Here is a 25800-nt window from a genome sequence, read left to right on the forward strand (position 1 = left end):
CAGCCTCCATCCGTGGCCAGAGCACTTCGACAGACCATACGGCCTATTCAGTCGCCACGACAGGGGTCAATGTTACGTATTCGAAGCCCGACCGTGCTCGGCTAGCCCGCTCAAAGCCTGTACCCAACCTTCCACCAAAGCCTTGACCCGATCGAGTTCCAACACGGCTCCGGCGTAATCGAATCGTGCGACGAACCCGTCCTGGGTGGTGTCGACCGTGATGTCCAGATGCAGATCCGCGGCGGCGGCCTCGGGATGCACCCGGGCCGGACGCAGGTCCCGGTAGCGGAATCCGATCCGCCCCGCCGGGCCTTGGAGCTCACCGCCCGCCGCACCGAGGTGGCGCAGCAGGCCGAAGCTCACCCCCTGCGACGGCACCGCGCGGCTCTGGTCCCGCACGTGTTCGATCACGGTTCCGGCGACGCGCCCACCGGCGCGGATCTCGTCGAAGTCGACGGGGTCCAGATCCAGTGGCAGCGGGTAGCTGGTGGTGAACGCCCCGATGGCGCGCTGACCGTCCGGGTCGCCGACGAGGCGGCCGTCGGCGGGCAGGCGCACCACCGAGCCGAGCCGGTCCACCGCGCCCTCGGTCGCGGCGAGGGCCAGCGCCAGCGCGGCGAGCAGCACCTCGTCGATTCCGGCGCGGTAGCGCCGGGCCACGGCGTCGACCGCGCCCGCGCCCTCGGCGGTGATGGTCACGGTGATCCGTCCGCGTCCGGCTGCCGGGTCGGGCGTGTCGGATTCCGGCACCACCGCCAGCGCGCTGCGCCACCACGGCAATTCGGCGACGGTGTCGGGGTGGTCGGCCCGTTCGGCGAGTTCGCGGGCGATTCCGGCGGGGTGCGCGACGGGTGCGGGCGGGGTGGCGTGGCCGCCGGACCAGGACGCCGTGAGCTCCTCGATGATGGTGCGCCACGAGACGTCGTCGACCACCAGGCCATTGGCGATGACCACCAGGGTGGCGGCGGCCTCGTCGGCGGTCTCGGTCGCCGCCTCCTGGGCGTCGAGCAGGACGAACCGGATATTGCGGCCCTTGTCCGGATCGAGTTCCGCCGAGGCCGCCCGAATGGCGCTGTCGACGAGATCGCCGGAGGTCTCCCCCGCCCAGTCGAAGCGCCACACCACCGCGTCCTCCGGATCGGCGTCCGGGAATTCGAAGGCGGGTGCGCCGCCGTCGCGGCGCAGCCGGGCGCGCAGGCCCGGATGGCGTTCGAAGAGCCCCGCGACCGACTGCCGGACCCGCCAGGGCGGGCAGTCGGAGGCGATATCGAGGGTGATGACGCGAATGGCGAGACCGCTCGGGTCGACGGTGAGCAGATCCACCGCGCCCGGGGGCAGCGGGGAGGGCTCGAGCTCCACGGCGACACCGTCTCTCGACGAGTCCGCCGCGCTGTCGGCGGCCGCGTCGACTCCGGTATCCGGTTCGCTCGGGTACTCCGGGTGCTCCAGCAGTTCGGCGATGCGCGGCCCGATGGCCTCGAGCGCCGCGTCCCCGGTCATCTGCTCGTGCGGGATCGCGACCGGGTGGTCGACGATCGCGCCGGAGACGAACGGCTGCCAGTCCGCCGCCGACCACTGCCGCATGTTCTCCGACCGGTCCACGGTGGCGGTGAAGAACTGCAGGTTGCCGCGGAACACCTCGGTGGGCGTCTCGTCCGCCAATTCCACACTGCGCATGGCGGTTCCGTAGATGCGCCGCAGCCGCTCGGGGGTCATGGCGGCCAGATCCTGGGAGATGGACGCGTGCAGTGCGGCCAGCGCGGCGTCGCCGAGCTCCTCGAGGTTGTCGGTATCGGGGAGGTCCTCGACAGCGACACCGAGGCTGGTGAAGGTCTCGCGAATGGCCGACTTGAAATCGGTGTCGTCCACGCGCGGGTAGCCGTCGAGAATGGCGAGCAGCTCCACCTGCTGGCCCTCGGCCTGCAGACGCGTGGCCACGGCATGGGCCAGCTTGCCGCCGAGCGACCAGCCGAGCAGGCGGTACGGCCCCTCCGGCTGGGCCGCGCGGATCTCGGCGACATAGCGATTCGCGATATCGGCCAACGAGTTCGGCGCGTAGTCGTCCTCGGTGAGCGCCGGGGTCTGGATGCCCAGCAGCGGCTGGTCGGCGGGCAGGTAGCGGGTGAATCCCGAATAGCACCAGGACAATCCGCCGAGCGGGTGCACGACGAACAGCGGCGGCCGGTCGCCCTCGGCGCGCAGCGGTAGCACCACGGCCAAAGCGGCGGCCACGGCGGCTTCGGCCTCCTGCTCGGATTCCAGCGCGACGCCGAGCTGGCGGGCCAGTCCGGTGACGGTGGCGTCGCCGAAGAAGGTGGCGACCGCCAGCCGCGCGCCGGTGCGGGTGTGCAGTTTGCCGACGACCTGGGTGGCCAGCAGCGAATTGCCGCCGAGCGCGAAGAAGTCGTCGTCCGCGCCCACTTGGTCGACGTTGAGCACCTCGGCGAAGGTGTCGGCCACGGCCTGCTCCAGAGCGGTGGCCGGAGCGCGGTATTCGCGTTGTGCCAGAACCGGTTCCGGCAGGGCATTGCGGTCGAGCTTGCCGACCGGCGTCAGCGGCACCTCGTCGAGCACGACGATGGCCGAGGGCACCATGTGCGGCGGCAGCACGCGCGCGGCGTAGTCGGTGAGCGCGGCCGGATCGACCGCGCGCCCGGCGGCGCCGAGCACATAGGAGACCAGCACGGTGACGCCCGCGTTGTTCTTGCGGCCCAACGTGATGGCGAAGTCCACGTCCTCGTGCCCGGCGAGCACGGCGTCGATTTCGCCGAGTTCGATACGGAAGCCGCGAATCTTGACCTGGAAGTCGGTGCGGCCCACGTAATCCAGTTCCCACGACACCGAGGGCGCCGCGCGGTTGCCGGAGCGGTCCTGCGGTTCGGCGTACCAGCGCACCATGTCACCGGTGCGGTACATGCGCGAACCCGGTGCGCCCCAAGGGTTCGCGACGAAGCGCTCGGCCGAGAGCCCGGGGCGGTTGCGGTAGCCGCGCGCCAGCGCGCCACCGGCCAGGTACAGCTCGCCCGCGACACCCGGCGGCACCGGGTTGAGGCGCGCGTCGAGCACCAGCGCCGACATGCCGTGCACCGGTTGGCCGATGGTGATGTGGCGGCCCGGCGTCAGCTGCGCGTAGGAGGAGATGATGGTGGTCTCGGTGGGGCCGTACGCATTGTGGTAGACCCGGCCCGGCTGCCACTTGGCCAGCAGTTCGGGCGTGGTGACATCGCCGCCGACGGAGAGCATTTCGAGCTGTTCGAGTCCGGCCGGGTCCATGGTGCCCAACACCGCCGGGGTGATGATGGCGTGCGTGACCTCCTCGGCGCGCATGAGCTCGGCCAGTTCGGCCCCGCCCATGATCTCCGAGGGCGCGATCACCAGCGCCGCGCCGGTGTAGAAGGCGCAGACCCATTCCAGCACCGACGGATCGAAGCTGGGCGAGCAGATGTGCAGCATGCGGTGGTCGGGGTGCAGGTCGTAGCGCGCGACGGCGTAGTCGGCGAGCCCGCCCACACCGGCGTGGGTGACCACCACGCCCTTGGGCTTTCCGGTCGAGCCGGAGGTGTAGATCATGTACGCCGGATGCCCCATGCGCAGCGGCGCGGTGCGCTCGGCGTCGGTGACCGACTCGCCGGACTTGGTGCCCACCACCGCGTCGGTGGCGGGATCGTCCATGACCAGCCAGCGCACCTCGGCGGGCAGGCTGTCCACGAAGGCGTTCGAGGTGAGGCCGATGACCGCGCCGGAGTCGGTGATCATGTGCCGCACCCGGTCCTGCGGGTAGGTCGGGTCGATCGGCACGTGCGCGCCACCGGCCTTGGCGATGGCGAGCACCGCCATGACCATGCCCAGCGAGCGCGGGAAGGCCACGGCGACAAGCTTTTCCGGGCCGACGCCGCGGTCGATGAGGACGCGGGCCAGACGCGAGGTGTAGGCGTCGAGGTCGCCGTAGCTGATGGAGGTGCCGCGCCAGCGCACGGCGGTGCGCTCCGGACCGTGGCGCAGGCCCGCGGTGAGCAGGTCGGGCAGCAGGCCGGTGGCCATGACGTCGTCGCCGTGCACATGGGTGAGCAGGTCGTACTCGGCCGGGTCCAGCAGCGGCAGATCGCCGACGGGGGCGTCGGGGAAGGTGGTGATGGCCTCCAGCAGCGCGGTGAAGCGCTCGGCGAACACCTCCACGGTGGATTCGTCGAAAAGGTCACGCGCGTAGGTGAATACGGCGTAGATGCCCGCGTCACCGGTCTCGCGCAGCGCGAGCGCCAGATCGAATTGCGAAGTCTGCGCGCCGGATTCGAGCGGGCTGATCCTCAGGCCGGGCAGTTCGAAACTGCTGTCCTGGAGATTCTGGAAGGCCAACATGACCTGGAACAGCGGGTTGCGGGCCGTGGAGCGCTCCGGGTTGAGCACCTCGACCAGGCGCTCGAACGGAATGTCGGCGTGCGCGAACGCCTTCAGGTCGGTGTCCTTGACCTGGGCCAGCAGTTCGTCGAAGCTCAGCTGTCCGGTCACCTGGGTGCGCAACACCAGGGTGTTGACGAACATGCCGATCACATCGTCGAGTTCGGCCTCGCCACGGCCCGCGACCGGGGTGCCGATGGCGATATCGCCGGTGCCGGAGAGGCGGGCCAGGAAGACCGCCAGCGCGGTGTGCACGACCATGAACATGGTGGCGTTGCGTTCGCGGGCGATGCGGCGAAGGCCCTCTTGGATCTCGGCGCTGATCGGGAAGGTGACCGTGCCGCCGCGCAGCGAGGCCACGGGCGGGCGCGGGCGGTCGGCCGGGAGGTTGATCTCGTCGGGGAGATCGGCCAGAGCCGTACGCCAGTACTCGGTTTGGGCGCTGACGAGGCTGGTCGGGTCGTCCTCGGAGCCGAGGACTTCGCGCTGCCAGAGCGTGTAGTCGGCGTACTGCACCGGGAGCGGGGACCAGGCGGGCGGCTCACCGGTGGCGCGGGAGGCGTAGGCCACCATGACATCTCGGGTGAGCGGGCCCATGGACCAACCGTCGGCGCTGATGTGGTGGGCGACGAAGACGAGGACGTGTTCGATGTCGTCGGCGTCCACGCGGAACAGGGCGGCGCGCAGGGGGACCTCGGAGGTCACATCGAAGCCGGTCGAGGCGATCGCGGCTATGCGGTCGGGGAGGTCGGCGGGGGTGACCGAAAGGGGCGTGAGGTCGGGGATCGATGCTCGCGCAGCGGGTTTCGGGGACGGAGCGCCAGGGAAGCTCGGAGCGTCGGAGCTGGCCTTGGGGACCGGCAGGACGACCTGTTGGGCCGCGCCGTCGATCTGCGGGTAGATGGTGCGCAGGGTCTCGTGGCGGGCGATGACGTCGGCGATGGCGTGTTGCAGGGCGGCGGTGTCGAGTTCGCCGGTGAGGCGGACGGCGACGGGGATGTTGTAGGCGGCGGAGGTGGTGTCGAACTGGTTGAGGAACCACATGCGCTGCTGGGCCAGGGACAGGGGGATCGCGTCGGGGCGCGGGCCCGCTGTGAGGGCCTTGCGGCCTGCGCCCGCGTGTTGTTCGACCTTGGCGGCGAGGGTGGAGACCGAGGAGGACTCGAAGAGGGTGCGGACGGGGACTCGGGTGTCGAGGGCTGCGCCGAGGCGGGCTGCTACCTGGGTTGCCAGCAGGGAGTTGCCGCCGAGGGCGAAGAAGTCGTCGTCCGCGCCCACGCGGTCTGCGCCGAGGACCTCGGTGAAGACGTTCGCCACGATCTCTTCGATGGGGGTGGAGGGGGCGCGGAAGGCGGTGGACTCGAACTCCGGTTCCGGGAGGGCCTTGCGGTCGAGCTTGCCGTTGACGTTCAACGGTAGGGCGTCGAGGACCACGAAGGCCGACGGGACCATGTACGACGGCAGGCTCGCCGCGAGGGCGGACTTCACCCGGGCGGTATCGATCTGCGACGCAAGAGGGTTCGGTGCCGCGGGCTCTTGCTGCGCTTGCCCACCCTGCGCCCCTGGCGCAGACTGCCCAAGCGCCCCCGAAGCACCTGCCGAGGACAGGTCGAGCGCGTCCCCGGCTTCCAGCGCGGACTGGCCTTGCGCGCCCACCACGTACGCCACCAGGCGGTCGCCGGTGCGCTGGTCGGACTTTGCGATGACTGCCGCTTGGGCGATCTCGGGCAGTGCGAGGAGCGCTGCTTCGATTTCGCCGAGTTCGATGCGGAAGCCGCGGATCTTGACCTGGAAGTCGGTGCGGCCTCGGTAATCCAACTCGCCGTTGGCGTTCCAGGCTACGAGGTCGCCGGTGCGGTACATGCGGGAACCGGCGGGGCCGTAGGGGTTGGCTACGAAGCGGTCGGCGGTGAGGTCGGGGCGGGCGAAGTAGCCTCGGGCCAGTTGCGCGCCCGCGAGGTAGAGCTCGCCGGAGACTCCTGTCGGGACCGGGCGCAGGCGTGCGTCCAGGACGTAGACCTGGCTGTTCCATTCGGGGGCGCCGATGGAGACCGAGCCCTGGTCGGCGTCGGTGACCTCGTGGGTGGTGATGGACACCGCCGCTTCGGTGGGGCCGTAGAGGTTGAACAGGGCCGTGTTCGGGTTGGCGGTGCGGAAGCGCTGGGCCGTGGTGGCGGGGAGGGCCTCGCCGATGGCGAGGACTCGGCGCAGCGAATCGGGCAGTGCCCCACCGGATTCGGTCATCAGCGCGTCGAGCATGGAGGGGACGGCGTGCAGGGTGGTGACCTGTTCGCGGGACATGAGGTCGTTGAGGTGGCCGGGGTCGCGGTGGCCGTCGGGGGCGGCGATGACCAGGCGTCCACCGGAGACGGCCGCGGACCAGAATTCCCAGACCGACAGGTCGAAGGTGGCGGCGGTCTTCAGCAGGACCGCGTCGGCTGCTCCGAGGCCGAATCCGGCTGTCTTCCACTGCAACTGGTTCGCGATGGCCGCGTGCGGCAGGGCCACGCCCTTCGGGCGGCCGGTGGAACCGGAGGTGAAGATGACATAGGCGGTATTGGTCGGCCGCAGCGGGGCCAGGCGCTCGGCATCGGTGAGCGCCATGGAATCGACTGTGCTCAGGTCGAGTTCGTCGAGGCGCACCAGCGGCGCGATATCGGTGTGGAACTCGGCGGCGGCATTGGTCAGCACGCAGACCGGTGCCGCGGTCTCGAGGATGTAGTCGGTGCGATCGGCGGCCTGATCCGGGTCGACGGGCACATACGCGCCGCCCGCGACGGTGACCGCGTACATGGCGACGACCAGATCGACCGAGCGGCGCAGCGCCAGCGCGACCCGCGCCTCCGGGCCGACTCCCAGTGAGATGAGATGGCGGGCAAGGCGATTGACGCGCTTGCTCAGGTCGGCATAGGTCAGGATGTCGCCGTCGGGGCCGACCAGCGCGGTCGCGCCGGGGACCGATCCGATGCTGGCCTCCAGCAGCGAGGCCAGGGTGGCGGCCGAATCCACCCGGTGCGCGGTGTCGTTGCGCGCCTCGAGCAGTTCGGCGCGTTCGTCGGCGGCGAGCAGTTCGATATCGCCGACCCGCACCGAGGCGTCGGCGACCACGGCTTCCAGGAGCCGGGTCAACCGCGCGACGAACGAGGCCACGGTCGCCTCGTCGAACAGGTCGGTGGCGTAGGTGATGAAGCCGCCGATACCGGCGGGCGCGCCCGATTCGTCGTAGGCGTCGGAGACGATCAGGTGCAGATCGAACTGCGACACATCGAGATCCGCGTCGACCCCGGCAATGGTGAGGCCGGGCAGCTCCAGTGCCGAGCGCGCCATGTTCTGGAAGGACAGACCCACCTGGAAGACCGGGTGGTGCGCGGTGGTGCGCGGCGGACTGAGCACCTCGACGAGGCGCTCGAACGGAATGTCGGCGTGCGAGAACGCCTGGAGATCGATCTCACGCTGGCGCGAGAGCACCTCGGCGAAGGTGTCGCCACCGTCGAGCCGTGTCCGGAAGACGACGGTATTGACGAACATGCCGATGAGATCGTCGAGTTCGCGTTCGCCGCGCCCCGCGACCGGGGTGCCGATGGCGATATCGCCGGAGCCCGACAGCCGCGCCAGCAGCGCCGCGAAGGCGGTGTGCACGACCATGAACATGGTGGCGTTGTGCTCGCGGGCCAGCCGCACCAGTCCGGCGTGCGTGGCCGCGTCGATGGCGACGTCCACGCGGGCACCGGCCAGCGAGGCGACCGGCGGGCGCGGGCGGTCGGTGGGCAGTTCCAGCAGATCGGGCAGGTCGGCGAGGGCCTCGCGCCAGTAGTCGATCTGCTGTGCCGCAATCGATTCCGGATCGGATTCGTCGCCGAGCACGGCGCGCTGCCACAGCGCGTAGTCGGCGTACTGCACGGCGAGCGGCTGCCAGCCGGGCTCGTAGCCGCCGGTGCGGGCCGCGTAGGCGGTCATGATGTCGCGAACCAGCGGTCCCATGGAGGAGGCGTCGGCGGCGATGTGGTGGGCCACCACGGCCAGGACGTATTCGCGACGGGATCCCGGGGCGAGATCGGCGATCTCGAACAGCCGCACCCGGATCGGCACCTCACGGGTGACATCGAACGGGGTTCCGGCGAGCTCGTACACCGCCTGGGTCGCCTCGGCCGCGCTGACCCGCCGCGGTGCCAGGCGCATGGCGGCCTCGTCCGCTCCGGCGGGCAGCACCAATTGCACCGGCCCGTCGGCGGTTTCGGGGTACACCGTGCGCAGCACCTCGTGCCGCGTCACCACATCGTCGAGCGCCCGGCCGAGCGCCTCGGTGTCCAGGCTGCCCGAAAGCCGCAGGGCGAAGGGCAGGTTGTAGGCCGCCGACCCGGTGGAGGCGGCGCCGTCGCCGAGGTCCTCGAAGCGGTTGAGGAACCACATGCGCTGCTGGGCGAGCGAGAGCGGCAGTCGCTCGGGACGCTCCAGGCTGCCGAGCTCGTGCGTACGCCCTTGGCGGATACGGGATTCCACGGCGGCAGCCAGTGCGGTGACGGTGGGCGTCTCGAAGAGCGTGCGCACCGGCACCCGGTCGCCGATGGCGACGCCGAGGCGCGCGACGACCTGGGTGGCCACCAGCGAATTGCCGCCGAGGGCGAAGAAGTCGTCGTCCGCGCCGACCCGGTCGATACCGAGCACCTCCGCGAAGACGCCCGCCACGATCTCCTCGACCGGCGTCGCGGGCGCGCGGAATTCACGGCCGCTGAAGGTGGGTGCGGGCAGCGCCTTGCGGTCCAGCTTGCCGCTGGTGTTCAACGGGAATTCGTCGAGCGCGACAATGGTCGCCGGAATCATGTACGCGGGCAGCGAATCCGCCAGCGCGGCCAGCAGTTCCGCCTGCTCGATACTCGTCCCCGGCGTGGGCACCGCGTACGCGACCAGCTGATCGCCGAGCTCGGATTCCATGACCAGCGCGACGGCCGCGCTCACCGAAGGCTGTGCCAGCAGCGCGGTTTCGATCTCGCCGAGTTCGATGCGCTGGCCGCGGAACTTCACCTGGAAGTCGGTGCGGCCGATGTAGTCCAGGCGCTCGGGCCGGTCGCCCTGGGCATCGCGCCAGACGACCAGATCACCGGTGCGGTACATGCGCTCGCCGTGGCCGAACGGATTGGCCACGAAGCGATCCGAGGTCAGGTCGGGGCGGCGCACGTACCCGCGCGCCAGCTGGTCACCGGCGAGGTACAGCTCACCGGCCACCCCCGCCGGAACCGGCCGCAGGCGCGAATCCAGCACGTACACCTGGCTGTTCCACTGCGGCAGGCCGATCGGCACCGACGACCGCTCGTCGCCGCGCGCCTGCCAATAGGTGATGGACACCGCGGCTTCGGTGGGGCCGTACAGATTGTGCACCCGCGCGTTGGACACGTCGGCGAAGGACGCCACGGTCTCCGGCGGCAGTGCTTCACCGATGACGAACACATCGCGCAGGGTCGGAATCGATCCCGGCGCGGTGTGCGCGGCGAAGACGGTGAGCATGGACGGCACGAAGTCGGTGACCGTGACGCCCTCGCGCGCAATGGTTTCCGCGACGTAGAGCGGGTCCCGGTGCCCGTCGTGGGTGCCGACGAGCAGCGTCGCGCCGGTGCGCAGCGGCATGAAGTAGCCCCACAGCGACACGTCGAAGGTGGTGGCGGTCTTCTGGAAGTAGACGTCGTCCGGGCCGAGCGGGTACTCGTGCAGCATCCAGGTGGTCTGGTTGTGAATGGCCGCGTGCGAGACCGCGACGCCCTTGGGGCGACCGGTGGAGCCCGACGTGAAGATGACGTAGGCCGGGTGCTCGGGCCGCACGGGGCGCAGCAGTTCGCCGGAAGCGACCGGCGTGCCAGCGAATCCGTCGAGCCGCAGAGTATCGGCCCGCAGCACCGGGGTGCCCTCGGGCACGGCGACCTCGTCGGCGGTGGTGGTCAGCACGGCCACCGGCTGCGCGGTGTCGAGAATGTGGGCGATGCGCTCGGCCGGGTGATCCGGATCGAGCGGCACGTACGCGCCACCGGCGGTGATGATGGCGTACATGCCGACCACCAGATCGACCGAGCGCCGAATGGCCAGGCCCACCAGGGATTCCGCGCCGACGCCCTCGGCGATGAGCAGGCGCGCGAGCCGGTTGACCCGCTCGTCGAATTCGCGATAGGTGAGTCGGGTGCCCTCGTAGGCGACGGCGATGGCGTCCGGATGCCGCTGTACCGCCCGGCGGTAGGCGTCGAGCAGCAGTTCCGGCGCGATGGGGTGACGGGTGTCGTTCCAGCCGTGCAGGATTCGCTCGTGTTCGGCGGATTCGAGCAGGTCGATATCGCCCAGCGCGGCCCGCGGGTCCTCGACCACGGCGGTGAGCAGGCGCACGAACCGGTCCGCGAAAACGGCCACGGTGGCTTCGTCGAACAGGTCCGTGGCGTAGGTGAACATGCCCGACATGCCGTTCGCGCCGGGGACGACCGAGAGCTGGAGGTCGAATTTGGCCACCGCGCCGTCGAATTCGACGGCTTCGGCGGTGAGACCCGGCAGCTCCAGGCGCGGGGTCTCGATATTGTGGAAGAACAGCGCCACCTGGAACAGCGGATGGTGCGCCTGCGACCGGACCGGGTCCAGCACCTCGACCAGCCGCTCGAAGGGCAGCTCGGGATGCGAGAAGGCCGCCAGGTCGGTCTCTTTGGCCTGCTCGAGCAGTTCGGCGAACGACGCCCCGGTGTCGACGCGCGTGCGCAGCACCAGGGTGTTGACGAACATGCCGATCAGATCGTCGAGCTCGCGTTCGCCGCGCCCCGCGACCGGCGTGCCGATCACGATGTCGTCGGTGCCGGTGAGGCGGGCGAGCAGCGCCGCGAAGGCGCTGTGCACGACCATGAAGGGCGAGGCTCCGCTGGTGTGCGCCAATTCGTCGAGCCGCTGCCGCAGCGCGGCATCGATCTCGAACGAGTACACCGCGCCGCGACCCGACGCGATGGCGGGCCGGGGCCGGTCGGCGGGCAGGTCGAGGCGGTCCGGAATACCCGCCAAAGTCGCACGCCAGTAGGAGATCTGGGCATGGGCCAGCGAACCGGCCTCCTGCTCGTCACCGAGCAGCGCGCGCTGCCACAGCGTGTAGTCGGCGTACTGCACCGGCAGCGGAGCCCACGCCGGTTCCTCGCCGGAGCGGCGGGCGAAGAAGGCGGCCAACAGATCCCGCATGAACGGTCCCACCGACGCGCCGTCGGCGGCGATGTGGTGCACGACCACCGCGACGACGTAATCGTCGAGGCCGATCTCGGCCAGCTCGATGCGCAGCGGCACCTCGCTGGAGACATCGAAGCCCCGCACGGCCAACCCGGTGAGCCAGTCGGCCACCAGCTCCGGGTCCACCGATTGCGGCGTGAGATCCGGAATCGCCTGCTCGGCAGGGAGAATCACCTGGTAGCCGGTGCCGTCCACGGCCGGGTAGATGGTGCGCAGCGTCTCGTGGCGCGCCACCAGGTCGCCGATGGCCGCGTGCAGCGCCCGAATATCCAGCGCGCCCGTGAGGCGGATGGCGAACGGAATGTTGTTGGCGGCCGAGGCCGTATCGAACTGGTTGAGGAACCACATGCGCTGCTGCGCCAGCGACAGCGGAATGTGCTCGGGGCGCGGCTGCGGGGTCAGCGCGGGCCGACCGCCCTCGCCCACAAGGGGTTCCAGCTGCGCGGCCAGCGCGGCGACGGTCGAGGCGGTGAAGATCGCCCGGGCCGGAACCCGCGCCGAGATCTCCGCGCCCAGGCGCGCCGCGACCCGGGTCGCGATCAGCGAATTGCCGCCCAGCTCGAAGAAGTCGTCGTCCGCGCCGATCGGTTCGGTCGGCTCCAGCAGGTCCGCGAAGACGCCCGCCACCAGCTCCTCGAGCCGCCCGGCGGGTGCGCGAAACTCCTTGGTGCGCAATTGCGGTTCCGGCAACGCGCGCCGGTCCAGCTTGCCCACGGGGGTCAGCGGAATGGTGTCGAGCACCATGATGGTGGTGGGCACCATGTGCGCGGGCAGGCTCTGCTCGGCGTAGGCGGTCAACTCGTCCACGTCGACGACGGCCCCGGGGGCGGCGTGCACGTAGGCGGCGAGAATCGTCGCACCGGTATCGAGCTTGTGTCCGACGGTGACGGCGAAGTCCACGCTGTCGTGGGAGCCGAGCACCGCGTCGATCTCACCGAGTTCGATGCGGAAGCCGCGGATCTTCACCTGGAAGTCGTTGCGGCCCAGGTACTCCACATCGCCCGAGGCGGTGCGCCGCACCAGATCGCCGGTGCGATACAGCCGAGACCCGCTGGGGTCGAAGGGATTCGCGACGAAGCGCGCCGCGGTCAGGCTGGGCCGCGCGTGATAGCCGCGCGCCACCTGCGCACCGGCGATGTAGAGCTCGCCCACCACACCGTCGACCACCGGGACCAGGCGGTCGTCGAGAATGTGCTCGGTGATGCCGCGCACCGGCCCGCCGATGGTGACCAGCTCCCCCGGCACCAGCGGCGCGCTGATATTGGTCATGATGGTGGTCTCGGTCGGCCCGTAGCCGTTGTAGAACTCGCGCGAGACGCCTCCGGCGAGGGGAAGCACCCAGCGCCGCACCAGATCCGGCGGGCACGCCTCGCCACCGGCCACCACCACGCGCAGGTCGTCGAGACCGGCCGGATCGACCGAGGCCAGGGCGGCGGGGGTGATGAAGGCATGGGTCACCCGCTCGCGGCGCAGCAGCGCCGCCAGCTCGTCGCCGCCGAGCACGTCGGGCGAGGCCACCACGAGGGTGCCCGCGCCGCCCAGGGCGAGCAGCAGCTCCAGCACCGAGGCGTCGAAGGACGGCGAGGCGAAATGCAGGGCCCGCGAATCGGTTCCGGTGCGGTAGCGCTCGCGCTGCTCATCGCAGAAGCCGGACAGACCGGCCTGGGTGACCACCACGCCCTTGGGCAGGCCGGTGGAGCCGGAGGTGTAGATGACGTACGCCGGATGCTCGGCGCGCAGCGGCCGCACCCGGTCGGCGGAGGTGATGGCCTCGTCCGGGTAGGCCGCGACCTCCGCGCCGAATTCGGCGGAGTCGATGACCAGCCATTCGACGTCGTCGCCCAGATCCTCGCGAACCCCGGCGACGGTCAGCCCGAGCACCGCGCGCGAGTCGGTGACCATGTGCGCCACCCGGTCGGCCGGATAATTCGGGTCCACCGACACGTAGCCCGCACCGGTCTTGGCGATGCCCCAAACCGCCACCACCGAGTCCAGCGAGCGCGGGATGCCGATGGCCACCAGGTCCTCGGGCCCGATGCCGCGGTCGATGAGCAGCCGCGCCAAGCGTGTGGACCGCTCGTCGAGTTCGGCGTAGCTCAGGGTGCCGAGCGTCGTGGCGGCGTCGGCGTAGACGATGGCGGTCCCGCTCGGATTGGCCTCCACGGCCGCACCCATGAGCTGCGGCAGCGTGGTGACCCGGGGTCGGCGGGTGCGGGTGGGCCGTTGGCGGACGGGCCGGGTCATGCCTGCTGCCCCTTCGACGTCAGCATGCGCTGCTTCTCTGCTGCCCGACCCATCAACTCGCCTCATCCTTGCCGTCTACGTAAGTGCTCCGCTCGGGCGCACATCATGCTTCATCGACCATCCGCGCGTCGACCGTTACCTGCCCCCGGTCACCCGGGGGCAGTACCCGCCTCGCGGCGGTCCCGGCAGGTTGGTGCCGGGAGCCACCGCGTCGGTCCGTTGGATTCCGGCAAAAGCATGCCGGAACGACGGGGAGAATGCACTCAGTCGAGTGGGACGACCGTGGGCAGCCAGGAAATGCGCTGGGCCGCTTCGACCTCGGGCGCGCTGTCCACGATCACAGCCTGCAGATCCTCCAGCGGTTCGGTATCCAATTCGTCCAGTCCCGACCGGTCGGTGAACAGGTGGGTGACCCATTCCTCGGCCAGCGTGTCGCCCAGCGCACCGGATTCGACCGTCGCGACCACGACCGACGCGCCGCTGGCACCGGCGGCCAGGGCCTCGATCACGGCGGCGGGCGCGTCCGGGCGGCCGTAGCGCAGGGTGCGCGACTCGAAGGTCAGCTCGGTGCGGCCGCTGACCCGGTTGACCAGTTCGGCCACCTGGTCGTAGCTGAGCGTGCGTTCGCCGACGAAGGCCGGGTCACCGCCCTGTAGCGCCCGCGTCCGGTTGGCGTAGGTGACCGGGCGCGGCGAGGCCGCCGAGATCTCCGCGACCAGGGCCGGATCGGTGAGCACCAGCCAGTCCACGCCATTGGCGGTCGCGTCGGTCGTGAGCCCGACCTTCACCACCAGACCGGCGGGCGGATCGGCCTGCCCGCCGACCATCGGAACAATGGCCGCGCCGGACTTGAGTACCGCCCAGGTGGCCACGATCGCGTCCACACCGCGGTCCAGCCGCAGTGCGACCCCGGTGCCCGGACCACTGCCCCGACCGATGAGCACGCGCGCCAGCCGCGAGGAGCGGGCGTCGAGTTCCTGGTAGGACAGGGCCTGTTCGCCCCACACCAGCGCCGGGCCGTCCGGATCGTCCTCGACGGCCGCGGTGAGCAGCTGCGGCAGCGCGGTGCCTCGGGTGACGGCGCTGGATTCGACGGCGGGCGCCGCCGTCGGCACCGGCCGCTGCACCGGGGCGACACCGAATTCGATCGCCCCCACGCGCTGGCGCGAATCGGCGGCCACCGCGGCGAGGACCTTCTGCAGCCGCTCGCCGAAGGTGCGAATGGTGCTCTCGTCGAAGATGTCCGACGCGTAGGTGAGCGCACCGGCGAGCTCGCCGACCGCGCCGTCCTCCCACTGTCGGGGGTCGATGGTGACCTGCAGGTCGAACTTCGCCGAGACAGCGCCGGTATCGAGGGCGGTGATGTGCAGGCCCGGCAGCTCCAGATCGGGTCGCTCGGTGTTCTGGAACGACAGCACCACCTGGAACAGCGGATCCTGGGCGGCGCGATCGGGCGCGACCACCTCCACCACCCGCTCGAACGGAATATCGGCATTGCCGTAGGCGGCCAGATCGGTTTCGCGGGCGCGGTCGACCAGATCGTCGAAGCTGGCGGCCGAGTCGACGGCGGTGCGCAGCGCGAGGGTATTGACGAACATGCCGACCACATCGTCGAGAACGCGCTCGCCACGACCGGCGATGGGCGTGCCGATGGTGACGTCACCGCTGCCCGACAGGCGCGACAGCAGTACCGCCAGCGCGGCGTGCACGACCATGAACAGCGAGGCGTTGTGCTCGCGGGCGATGCGCTGCAATCCCTCGTGGACCTCGGCGGGGACCGTGAAGGTGGTCGCGCCGCCCTGCATGGTCCGCACCGCGGGGCGGGGCCGGTCCAGCGGCAGCTCCAGGGTTCCGGCGGCTCCGGCGAGCTGGTCGCGCCAGTACGCCAATTGCCCTGCCGCGACCGAGTTCTCGTCGTCATCGGTGCCGATGACCTCGCGCTGCCACAGCGCGAAATCGGCGTACTGCACCGGCAGCGGCGTCCACGCGGGCGAATTCCCCTGGCAGCGCGCCATGTACGCGGTCATGAGATCGCGGGCCAGCGGCGGCAGCGACGCGCCGTCACCGGCGATGTGGTGCACCACCACCACGAGGTAGTGCTCGGTGCTGGCCTCGCCGTCGGTGCACAGCAGCGCCCGCACGGGCACCTCGGTGGTGACGTCGAAGCCGCGGGCGAGCACCTCGGTCATGCGGTGCAGCGCGTTGGCGCGCGGTTCGACGGTGAGCCCACCCGGCAGCGCGGCCGCGACCGGCAGGATCTCCTGGTACGGCAGTCCGCCGGGACCGTCGACCGGGTAGCGGGTGCGCAGCGACTCGTGGCGCTCGAGCACGTCCTGCACCGCGTGGCGCAGGGCGGCGACGTCGAGCGTGCCCGAAAGCCGCAGTGCCAGTGGGATGTTGTAGGCGGGCGATTCGGGATCGATCTGGTTGACGACCCACATGCGCTGCTGCGCCAGCGACAGCGGCACCCGCTCGGGGCGCTGTGCGCGCACCAGCGGCGGCCGGTTCTCCGCCGCGCCGGTCACGACCTTGGCGGCCAATCCGGCGACGGTGGACGCCTCGAACAGCTCGCGCACCGCGATATTCGCGCCGAGGGTCTCGTTGATCCGGGCCACCGCGCGGGTGGCCAGCAGCGAATTGCCGCCGAGGGCGAAGAAGTCGTCGTCCAGGCCGACCTCGGCCGCACCCAACAGGGCCGCGAACTCCTCGGCCACCACGCGCTCGACTTCCGTACGGGGAGCACGGAATTCGGCGGCGCTCACGACCTCCGGCGCGGGCAGGGCCTTGCGGTCCAGCTTGCCGTTGGCGGTGAGCGGCAGCACGTCGAGCACGACCAGCGCGTCGGGAACCATGTAGGCGGTGAGGAATTCGCCCAGCGCGGCCTTGGCGTCGACCGGGTCGATGACCTTGTCGCCCTCGGGCACCACATAACCGACCAGCTGATCCACGCCGTTGTCGGTGCGCACCAGCACCACGGCCTGGCTGATGCCGGGCAGGCGCAGCAGCGCCGACTCGATCTCGCCGAGTTCGATTCGGAAGCCGCGCAATTGGACCTGCTGGTCGCTGCGGCCCGCGTATTCGAGATTGGCCTCGCCGCCGAAGCCGCACCAGCGGCCGACGTCACCGGCGCGGTACATTCGCGAACCCGGAGCGCCGTAGGGGTTGGCCACGAAACGCGTCGCGGTCAAACCGGGTCGGCCCAGGTAGCCGCGCGAGAGCTGCGCGCCGTCCACGTAGATCTCACCCGCGACGCCGACCGGGGCCGGGTTGAGGCGCTGGTCGAGCACGCGCGCGCCCAGACCCGGCAGGGCCCGGCCGATCACGCTGCTGGGCAGCTCCGCCAGCTCCTCGTCGAGGGCCAGGAACGACACGTGCACCGTGGTCTCGGTGATGCCGTACATATTGACCAGCGTCGGCGCGTCCGCCGGATGTCGTTCGTACCAGCGGCGCAGTTGGCGCAGATCCAGTGCCTCACCGCCGAATACGACATAGCGCAGGGCGTAGTCGCCCGATTGCGCGCCCGCAGCGCGATCGGCCTCGGCGAGCTGGTAGAAGGCGGAGGGGGTCTGGTTGAGCACCGTCACCCGCTCGCGAATCAGCAGTTCGCGGAACTGTTCCGGCGAGCGCGAGGTGAGGTGGTCGACCACCACTACCGCGCCGCCGTTGGCGAGCGCGCACCACAGCTCCCAGACCGAGAAGTCGAAGGCGAAGGAGTGGAACAGCGTCCACACGTCGTTCTCGTCGAATTCGAAGTGCGCCTGGGTGTTGGCGAACAGCTCCACCACATTGCGGTGGGCCACGCCGACGCCCTTGGGCACACCGGTCGAGCCGGAGGTGTAGATGACGTAGGCCAGGTGGTCGGCGAGCAGCGGGGCGCGGCGGTCGGCATCGGTGACCGGGGCGTCGGAGAAGCCGGGTACCCCGTCGAGCAGGACCACCGGAATATCCCCGGCGGGCACCGCATTCCGCTCCTCGGTGGTGGTGAGCACACAGGCCGGGTTGGAGTCGCCCAGCATGAATTCCAGGCGCTGCGCCGGGTAGGCGGTGTCGATGGGCAGGTAGCCCGCACCCGAGATGAGCACCGCGAGCAGCGCCACCGGAAGTTCCTCGGTGCGCGGAACCGCCACGGCGACAAGGGTTTCGGGTCCGGCTCCGTAGGCGATGAGGGCCCGCGCCACGGTGTTCGCGCGGCGCAGCAGCTGATCGAAGGTCAGCGTGGTGTCGCCATAGCGCACGGCCGGGGCGTCGGGGCGCTGGGCGGCCTGGGCGGTGATGAGATCGACCAGGGTGACGTCGGGCACCGGCACGCCGGGCGTATTCCACTGGTGCAGTACGAGTTCGCGCTCACCGGGGGCGTAGACGTCGATATCGCCCACGATGGCGGCGTGGTCGACGGCCACGGCGGTGAGGATCCGGCCGAGGCGGTCGGCGAAGTCGAGCACGGTCGCCGGATCGAACAGATCCGTGGCGTAGGTGAAGGTCAGCGCGACGCCCTGGCCGTCCTCGCGTTCGGTGACGTCCAGTTGCAGGTCCACCAGCGCGGTCTGCTGGCTCTGCCCCGCACCCGCGGCGCTCAGCAGCACCTGGAACGGCGGGTGTCCGGCGGCGGAGCGCACCACGTCGAGGACGTCGGCGAGCGGCTCCTCCGGTCCCCCGGCGCGCGAGACCGTCTCCGCGTCGGTGGTGGTGAGCGTGTCGAGCAGCGCGGTGAAGGCGATACCGGGATCGATCTCGGTGCGCAGCACATAGGCGTTGGCGGCCGAATCATTGCGCACCGCACCGAATTCCGGCAGCAGCGCGCCCATGGTGATATCCCGGGTGCCGCCGGACAGGCGCGACAGCAGCACCGCGAAGGCGGCGTGCACGACCGTGAGCACCGTCGAACCATGTTGGCGGGCAAGCCGATCCAGGGCCGCGTGCACATCGGCGGGCACGTCGAAGCGCAGTTCGCCGCCGCGCCGCGACGGCGTCGCGGGACGGGTGCGGTCGGCGGGCAGCTCCAGCTGACCGGGCAGCGCGCCCGCGCGCCACCACTCCGGCCGCACCGCGACGGCATGCGGGGCCGCGGCGACGAAGCGGCCGATGATCATGCGCAGCAGATCCGCCAGCGCCTGGGCGGCCGGTGCACCGATGGTGTCGCGGCGGTGCCAGACCTTGAAGCGCAGGCACGCACCGGATTCCACGACCACGGTCACCGGGTAGTGGGTGAAGGTGACCGACTTGATGCCCGCGACCTCGAGGCCGTCGATGGAGCCACCGGCGGCCTGCAGGCCCTCGGCGTCCACCGGGTAGGACTCGTAGGCCACCAGCGAATCGAAGGCCGCGCCGGTTCCGGCGGCGCTCTGGATCTCGGCGAGGCCGAGGTAGTGGTGTTCGAGCAGGCCAGCCTGCTCGGACTGCACCTTGGTGAGCAATTCGCGCACCGACGATTCGGCGTCGAAGCGCACCCGCACCGGGATGGTGTTGACGAACAGGCCGATCATGTCGTCGACGCCGTCGAGCTGCGGCGGGCGACCGGAGACGACCGCGCCGAAGACCACGTCGTCACGGTCGGTGAGGGTGGCCAGCACCAGCGCCCAGGCGGCCTGGACGACGGTGTTGACGGTGACCTCGGTCTCGGCGGCGAAGGCGGTCACCGCCGCGGTCTCGTCCTCGGAGAACTCGAATTCGATTTCGCCGTAACCGGTTTCGCGGGCCTCGGGCCGCTCCAGCACGGTGGAGATGGCGGTCGGCTGCGCACCGGTGAGGGTGGCGCGCCACTTCTCCAGCGTGGCCTCGTGGTCCTGGCGCGCGAGCCAGGCCAGGTAGTCGCGGTAGGGACGCACCGGCGGCAGCAGCGACGAATCACCCCGCGTCGCATAGAGAACCAGCAGGTCCTTCATGAGCAGCGGCAGCGACCAGCCGTCGAACAGCAGGTGGTGGGTGGTCAACACGAAGTGGATGCGACCGGAGACGGTGCGGTACACCGTGAATCGCATGAGCGGCGCGCGGGCCGGATCGAACCGGGTGCGCTGGTCCTCGTCGAGCAGCGTCGGAATCTCTTCGTCGGCAACGCCTTCCACGACCTGCCAGGGCGCTTCGAGGGCATCCACCACGACCTGCACCGGGGTGCCGTCGGCGGCGGTGACGAAGGCGGCGCGCAGTCCGTCGTGGCGGTCCAGGATGGCCTGCGAGGCGCGGTGCAGCCGGTCCAGATCCACGGTGCCCGCGAGTTCCAGGGCGAACTGGGTGACGTAGTCGTCGGCCGCGCCCTGGGTGAGCTGGGTATGGAAGAGCAGGCCCGCGCCCAGCGGCGAGAGCGGCAGCACGTCCGACAGACCCGGGTAGGCGTCGCGCCAGGTGTCGAGTTCGACCTGGGCGACGCGCACCAGCGGCACATCGGAGGGCGTCAGACCACCGGCGGCCGGATCCTGCACGTGGCGGGCCACGGCCGCCAGGGCCGCCACCCACCCGTCGGCGAGTTCGCGCACGGCCGCCTCGTCGAGGATCTCGGCGGCGTACTGCACCGAGATCGACATGCGGGGACGCCCGTCCTCGCCGTCGGTGACGATGGCGTTGAGGTCGACGACCATGCCCGCGGGCATGGTCGGATCCTGTTCGACGGAGAGTTCGCCGAGCGCGTCGGTGGGCAGCCAGGCGGCGTCGGCCATCCCCTCGGGCACCTCGTTGGCGGAGACGCGGCCGAGGTAGTTGAAGCCGATCTGCGCCAGGCGACCGTCGAGCAGCCCCGCGGTCTCCGGGTTCAGGTAGCGCAGCAGGCCGAAGCCAATACCCTTGTCGGGCACCGCGATCAGCTGTTCCTTGATCGAGCGCAGCGCGGCCGCGGTGGTCGCCCCGCCCTCGAGCGCGGCGTCGGTGTCGATGCCGGACAGATCGAGCGCCACCGGGTAGACGCTGGTGAACCAGCCGATGGTGCGGGTGATGTCGGCACCGGGGACGGTGCTCTCCTCACGGCCGTGGCCCTCGAGGCGGACGCGGGTCACCGGCGCGTCGACACCCCGGCCCGCGCGCCAGGAGCGCACGGCCAGCGCCAGCGCGGCCAGCAGACCGTCGTTCACGCCGCCGCGGTACAGCGCCGGAACCTCGGTCAGGACGGTCTCGGTGATCTCCGGCGACACCTGCACGGTGAAGCGCCGCACCGTCGCGAAAGTGTCCACGGCGGCATCGAGTTCGCGCGCGCCGAGCAGCGGATCCGGGGTGGCCAGCACCTCGCGCCAGTACTCGGTCTCGCCCACCCGGGCCTCGGCGGTGGCCGCCTCGGTCAGTCCGTGCGCCCAGCGCCGGAACGAGGTGCCGATGGGGGGCAACGAGATTCGCTGTCCGGCGGCCCGCTGCATCCACGCCGCCACGAGATCGGCGATGAGAATGCGCCAGGAGACGCCGTCGATGACGAAGTGGTGCGCCGCGACCAGCAGCGCGTCCTTGGCATCGGGGCGGCGCAGCCAGGTGACGGCGAGCATGCGCCCGCCGCGCGGGTCGAGCGCGCCCAGCGTGGCATCCATTGCGGCGCTGCCGATTCGGGCGAGCTCCTCGCCCTCGACCCCGGCGGGGGCCTCGACCTCGGCGATGAGCGCGTCCGCGTCGAACGCGGCCGCCTCGGGCACCTCGAGCCGGAATCGCCCGTCCGCCTGGACGAGTCGCGCCCGCAGAATGTCGTGGTGCGCCAGCACGGCGGTGAGCGTGTCGGCCAGGGCCGCGCGATCGATATCGTCGGGCAGGGCCAGCACCATGCTCTGCGAGAACCGGTCGTACACACCGTCTTCGAGGTAATCGGCCAACACCGGTGTCAGCGGGATGTCGCCGACGCCGCCGCCGTCCAATTCCTCCAGTGCGGCAACCACATTCCCGTCGCCGACCACGGCGACCTTGGCCAGTCCGGCCACGGTGCGCTGTTCGAACACATCCTGCGGGGTGAAGACGATGCCCGCCTGACGGGCCCGCGACACCAGCTGGATGGAGAGAATGGAGTCACCGCCGATGGCGAAGAACGAATCGTCCGCGCCGACCTCTTCCATGCGGAGCAGTTCGGCGAAGAGCGCCGCGATGCGCTGCTCCACCTCACCGGCGGGGGCGCGGGTGGCGGTGGTCTCGAAGACCGGCTCCGGCAAGGCTTCTCGGTCGAGCTTGCCGCTCGGGTTCAGCGGCAGCTCATCCAGCACCATGATGGCCGAGGGCACCATGTGCGCGGGCAGGCTGCGGCCGAGGTGCTCGGTGAGCGCGGCCGGATCGGCGGCCCGGCCCGGCTTGGCCATGACGTAGGCGACCAGCGCGGTCGCGCCCGAGGGCAGCGTCTTGCCCATGGTCACCGCGTAGTCGATATCCGGGTACGCGGTGAGCGCGTTGTCGATCTCGCCGAGTTCGATGCGCAGACCGCGAATCTTGACCTGGAAGTCGGAGCGGCCGAGGTATTCGATGACGCCGTCCTCGCGGCGGCGCACCAGGTCACCGGTGCGGTACAGACGCGCACCCGGATTGCCGGTATCGGCCCCGAAGGGGCTGGCCACGAAGCGTTCCGAGGTCAGACCCGGGCGGGACAGGTAGCCCTGCGCCAGCGCCGGACCCGACAGGTACAGCTCGCCGGTCACGCCCGCGGGCACCGGCCGCAGCCGGGTGTCGAGGACGAACGCGCCCACGCCCGCGATGGCCGGGCCGATGGTGATCGGTTCGCCCGGCACCATGGCGGCGGTGCTGGTGGCCAGAATCGTGGCCTCGGTGGGGCCGTAGCCGTTGAAGAAGTCGCGGTCCTCGGTGGCCCAGCGCGCCACCAGTTCCGGACCGAACTTGTCACCGGCGACCACGACGACCTCGAGCTCGTCGAGCCCGGTCGGATCGACCGATTCCAGCGCCGCCGGGGTGATGAGCATGTGCGAAACGCGTTCGCGGCGCAGCAGTTCGGCGAGTTCGTCACCGCCGAAGACCTTGGGCGGCGAGACCACCAGGGTCGCGCCCGAGGAGAAGGTGAGCAGCAGCTCCAGCACCGAGACGTCGAAGTTCGGCGAGCACACGTGCAGCACGCGCGAATCACCGGTCACGCCATAGTGTTCGCGCTCGGCGGCCACCAGCGCGCCCAGCCCGGAGTGGGTGACCACGACGCCCTTGGGCCGTCCGGTGGAACCGGAGGTGTAGATGACGTAGGCCGGATGCTGCTCGGTGAGCGGGCGCACCCGGTCGGCGTAGGAGATGGGGTGTCCGGGCCGGGCGTCGATGCGCTCCTTGCGGACCGGATCGTCGAGTTCGATCCAGTAGACGGCGGTGCCGAGCGCGGAGCGGTGCGCCGAGGTGGTCAGACCAAGAGCCGCACCCGAATCGGTGAGCAGGTACTCGATGCGCTCGGGCGGGTAGGAGGGGTCGACGGGCACATAGGCCGCGCCGGTCTTGGCGACCGCCCAGACCGACAGCACGGATTCGATGGACCGCGCGATGCCGATGGCCACCACATCGCCGGGTCCGATGCCGCGGGCGATGAGTTCGCGGGCCACCTTGGAGGAGGCTTCGTCGAGTTCGCGGTAGGTGAGTTCGCGGGCATCGGCCGGTGCGCCGGTCGGATTGAACCGAATGGCGACGGCATCGGCCGAGGATTCGACCGCGGCGGTCAGCAACTGGGCGAACAGCGGGCTGCCCGACCGGCGGCGACGGCTACCACGTGCGGAACGGCGGGCAGTATCCATTCGAGCTTGTTCACCTCTCGCATTCATCAGGTCCGCAACGGCCGAAACGAATTCGGCCCCGGCCCAACGGTGTCGATGGTGTCCGACGACGGGGCCTGCGGTCCGGGTAATCCTATATGGGGGAAGTGGTGCGGCGGAGACCGCCCGAACTCCCTTTACCCATCGGTACGAGGGTGGGCAGGTGTTGCAGGGCCCTTCCGATGCAGTGACATATGCCACAGCCACCGGCGACATATGCCACAGCCACCGGTGCGTGGTCGGGCGGTCAGAGCCAGCCGCGTCGGGTGGCCTGCACGCCCGCCTGGAAGCGCGTGCTCGCGCCGAGGCGCTCGAGCAGGCTCGCGGTCCGGCGCACCACCGTGCGCCGGGACAGCCCCAGACGACGGGCGATGGTGTCGTCGGTCGCGCCCAGACTCATGAGGGTCAGAATCGCGCGGTCGCGTTCGTCGAGGGCCTCGGCCGGGTTCACCGAGATCGGCGTCGCCATGGACCACAGCACATCGAAGGTCTTGACCAGCAGGTCCAGGGTCGGCGAGGCGCTGACGCGCAGGCCCATCGGGTCGCCGCGGCGCTCGTCGGTGTGCAGTACCAGCACCGCGCGGCGGTCGTCGGCGATGATGAGCTTCACCGGCGGATCGGGCAGCGTACGGGCTTGTGCCCCGGCGGCATTGGTGGCCAGCACGTGCCGCAGCCGCTCCGGGTCCTGGTAGATGGTGTCCTGGTACAGCGTTCGATAGTCGATACCCGCGGCCAGGCGCGCGGACTTCAGCTCGAACAGTCGCTCCTCGGTCTCCACGTCGGAGAGGAACGGGCCGCGCTCGACCACCTTCACCTGCGAGTGCGCGGTGTGCTGGAGATCCTCGAAATCGGCCAGCAGCTGGCGGCGTTCGTAGACCGCGACCACGGCGCCGTCGGCGTCGGTGGCCCGGCGGACCGAGCGGAAGGTCTCCCCCAGTCGCGCGGCCGCGGCCTGCATGCGCTGGGTGTCCTGGTGACGGCGGCGGGATTCGGCCTCGGACAAGGCTTCCGGCGCGTGCGCGTCCCAGCGGACGGTGCCGTCGTGATCGGCGATGCGCACGGCGGCCTGCATATGGCAGAGCGCTTCCAGTGCGGCCTCGGTCGCACGGGGCGGGGTGCCCAGGCGGGTCGCGATATCGGCGAGGGTGGAGCGGGGGTGCTGGACCAGTGCCGCGTAGACGCGGCCCGGCAGCGAGGTCGGGTCGAACAGTTCATCCAAGGTCGTCACCGCACCCACGGGGACGCGTCGGTCCGGAAACCGTCCCGCCACGGGTGCCTGACGATCTACAGGCCCGGGCCCCACTGCTGCTGCATGACGACGCCCTTGCTGGCCATCCACGGCAACGGATCCATCTTGTTGCCCGCGGCATCCCAGATCTCCAGGTGCAGATGCGGTCCGGTGGACTGGCCGCGGTTGCCCACGGTGGCGATGACGTCGCCCGCGTTCACGCGCTGTCCGGCCTGCACGTACATATCGTTGACGTGGCCGTAGACCGCGGTGGTGCCGTCGTCCTGCGCGACCCGGACCCACAGGCCGAAGCCCGAGGCCGGACCGGCCTCGATCACGGTGCCGGACATGACGGAATGAATAGGAGCGCCGAGGGTGTCGGCGAAGTCGACGCCGTAGTGCATGGCGCCCCAGCGGCTGCCGAATCCGGAGCTGATCGCACCGGCGACCGGACGCACGGCCGCGGGCGGGGCGAACTGCTGCTGCAGGCTCTTGAGCGTCTGCTCGGCCTGGGCCAGCGGGCCGGAGATCTCGGGCGGCAGATTGGTCAGGCCGAAGGGGGCGGGCTGGCCCGCGATGGGGGCGGCCTGCGCGTCGGGGGCCGCGGTCTCTACCGGGGCGGCGACCTGGGTGGCGGCGGGCTTGGCGGCCTGCACCTCCTCGACCGGCGTGGACTCCTCGGTGACGTGCTTCTCGGCATTGTTGCCGGGCAGCGGCGCGGCATTGGCCAGCGCGGGCACGAGTTGCGTGGCGGAACCGATGAGCGCGCCCGCGGCGACCGCGGCTCCGGCGGCGACCTTCACGCGGTCGGCGGTGCTGGGCTCGGCACGGTGGCGGGAAACCCGAGGGCCCCCAGCGTTGTTCTCACCCAGCAAGTCCATGACGGATACGGAGTTCGAGTTCTCTCGGTGCTGAGGCAAAGCTAGTCCTAGCGCTCGGGGTGTTCCGGTAACGATTCGGCATCGCTGTGACGGAAACTGTACTCCGTCGTGACCATTCCGCAACCTTCGA

At 70.7% G+C, this 25800-nt stretch carries 4 protein-coding genes; all 4 read right to left on the reverse strand.

The window, feature by feature from the left end; genetic code table 11:
• Window positions 1–72: 72 nt before the first annotated feature.
• Window positions 73–13875, reverse strand: coding sequence for an amino acid adenylation domain-containing protein (locus ACIBH2_RS25705; RefSeq protein ID WP_397121856.1), 13803 nt, complete (start codon window positions 13873–13875; stop codon window positions 73–75).
• A gap of 263 nt (window positions 13876–14138) precedes the next feature.
• Window positions 14139–23543: an amino acid adenylation domain-containing protein gene (locus tag ACIBH2_RS25710; protein WP_397121858.1), complete on the reverse strand. Its 9405-nt coding sequence runs from the start codon at window positions 23541–23543 to the stop codon at window positions 14139–14141.
• A gap of 265 nt (window positions 23544–23808) precedes the next feature.
• A complete protein-coding gene (locus ACIBH2_RS25715) occupies window positions 23809–24789 on the reverse strand; it encodes a LuxR C-terminal-related transcriptional regulator (protein WP_397121860.1) in 981 nt (326 codons plus the stop codon).
• Between the two features lie 56 nt (window positions 24790–24845).
• Complete coding sequence (locus tag ACIBH2_RS25720; protein WP_397121862.1) at window positions 24846–25670, reverse strand: M23 family metallopeptidase; 825 nt, start codon at window positions 25668–25670, stop codon at window positions 24846–24848.
• Between the last annotated feature and the right edge of the window lie 130 nt (window positions 25671–25800).

The organism is Nocardia sp. NPDC050406 (assembly GCF_044459025.1).
Taxonomy (GTDB): Bacteria; Actinomycetota; Actinomycetes; order Mycobacteriales; family Mycobacteriaceae; genus Nocardia.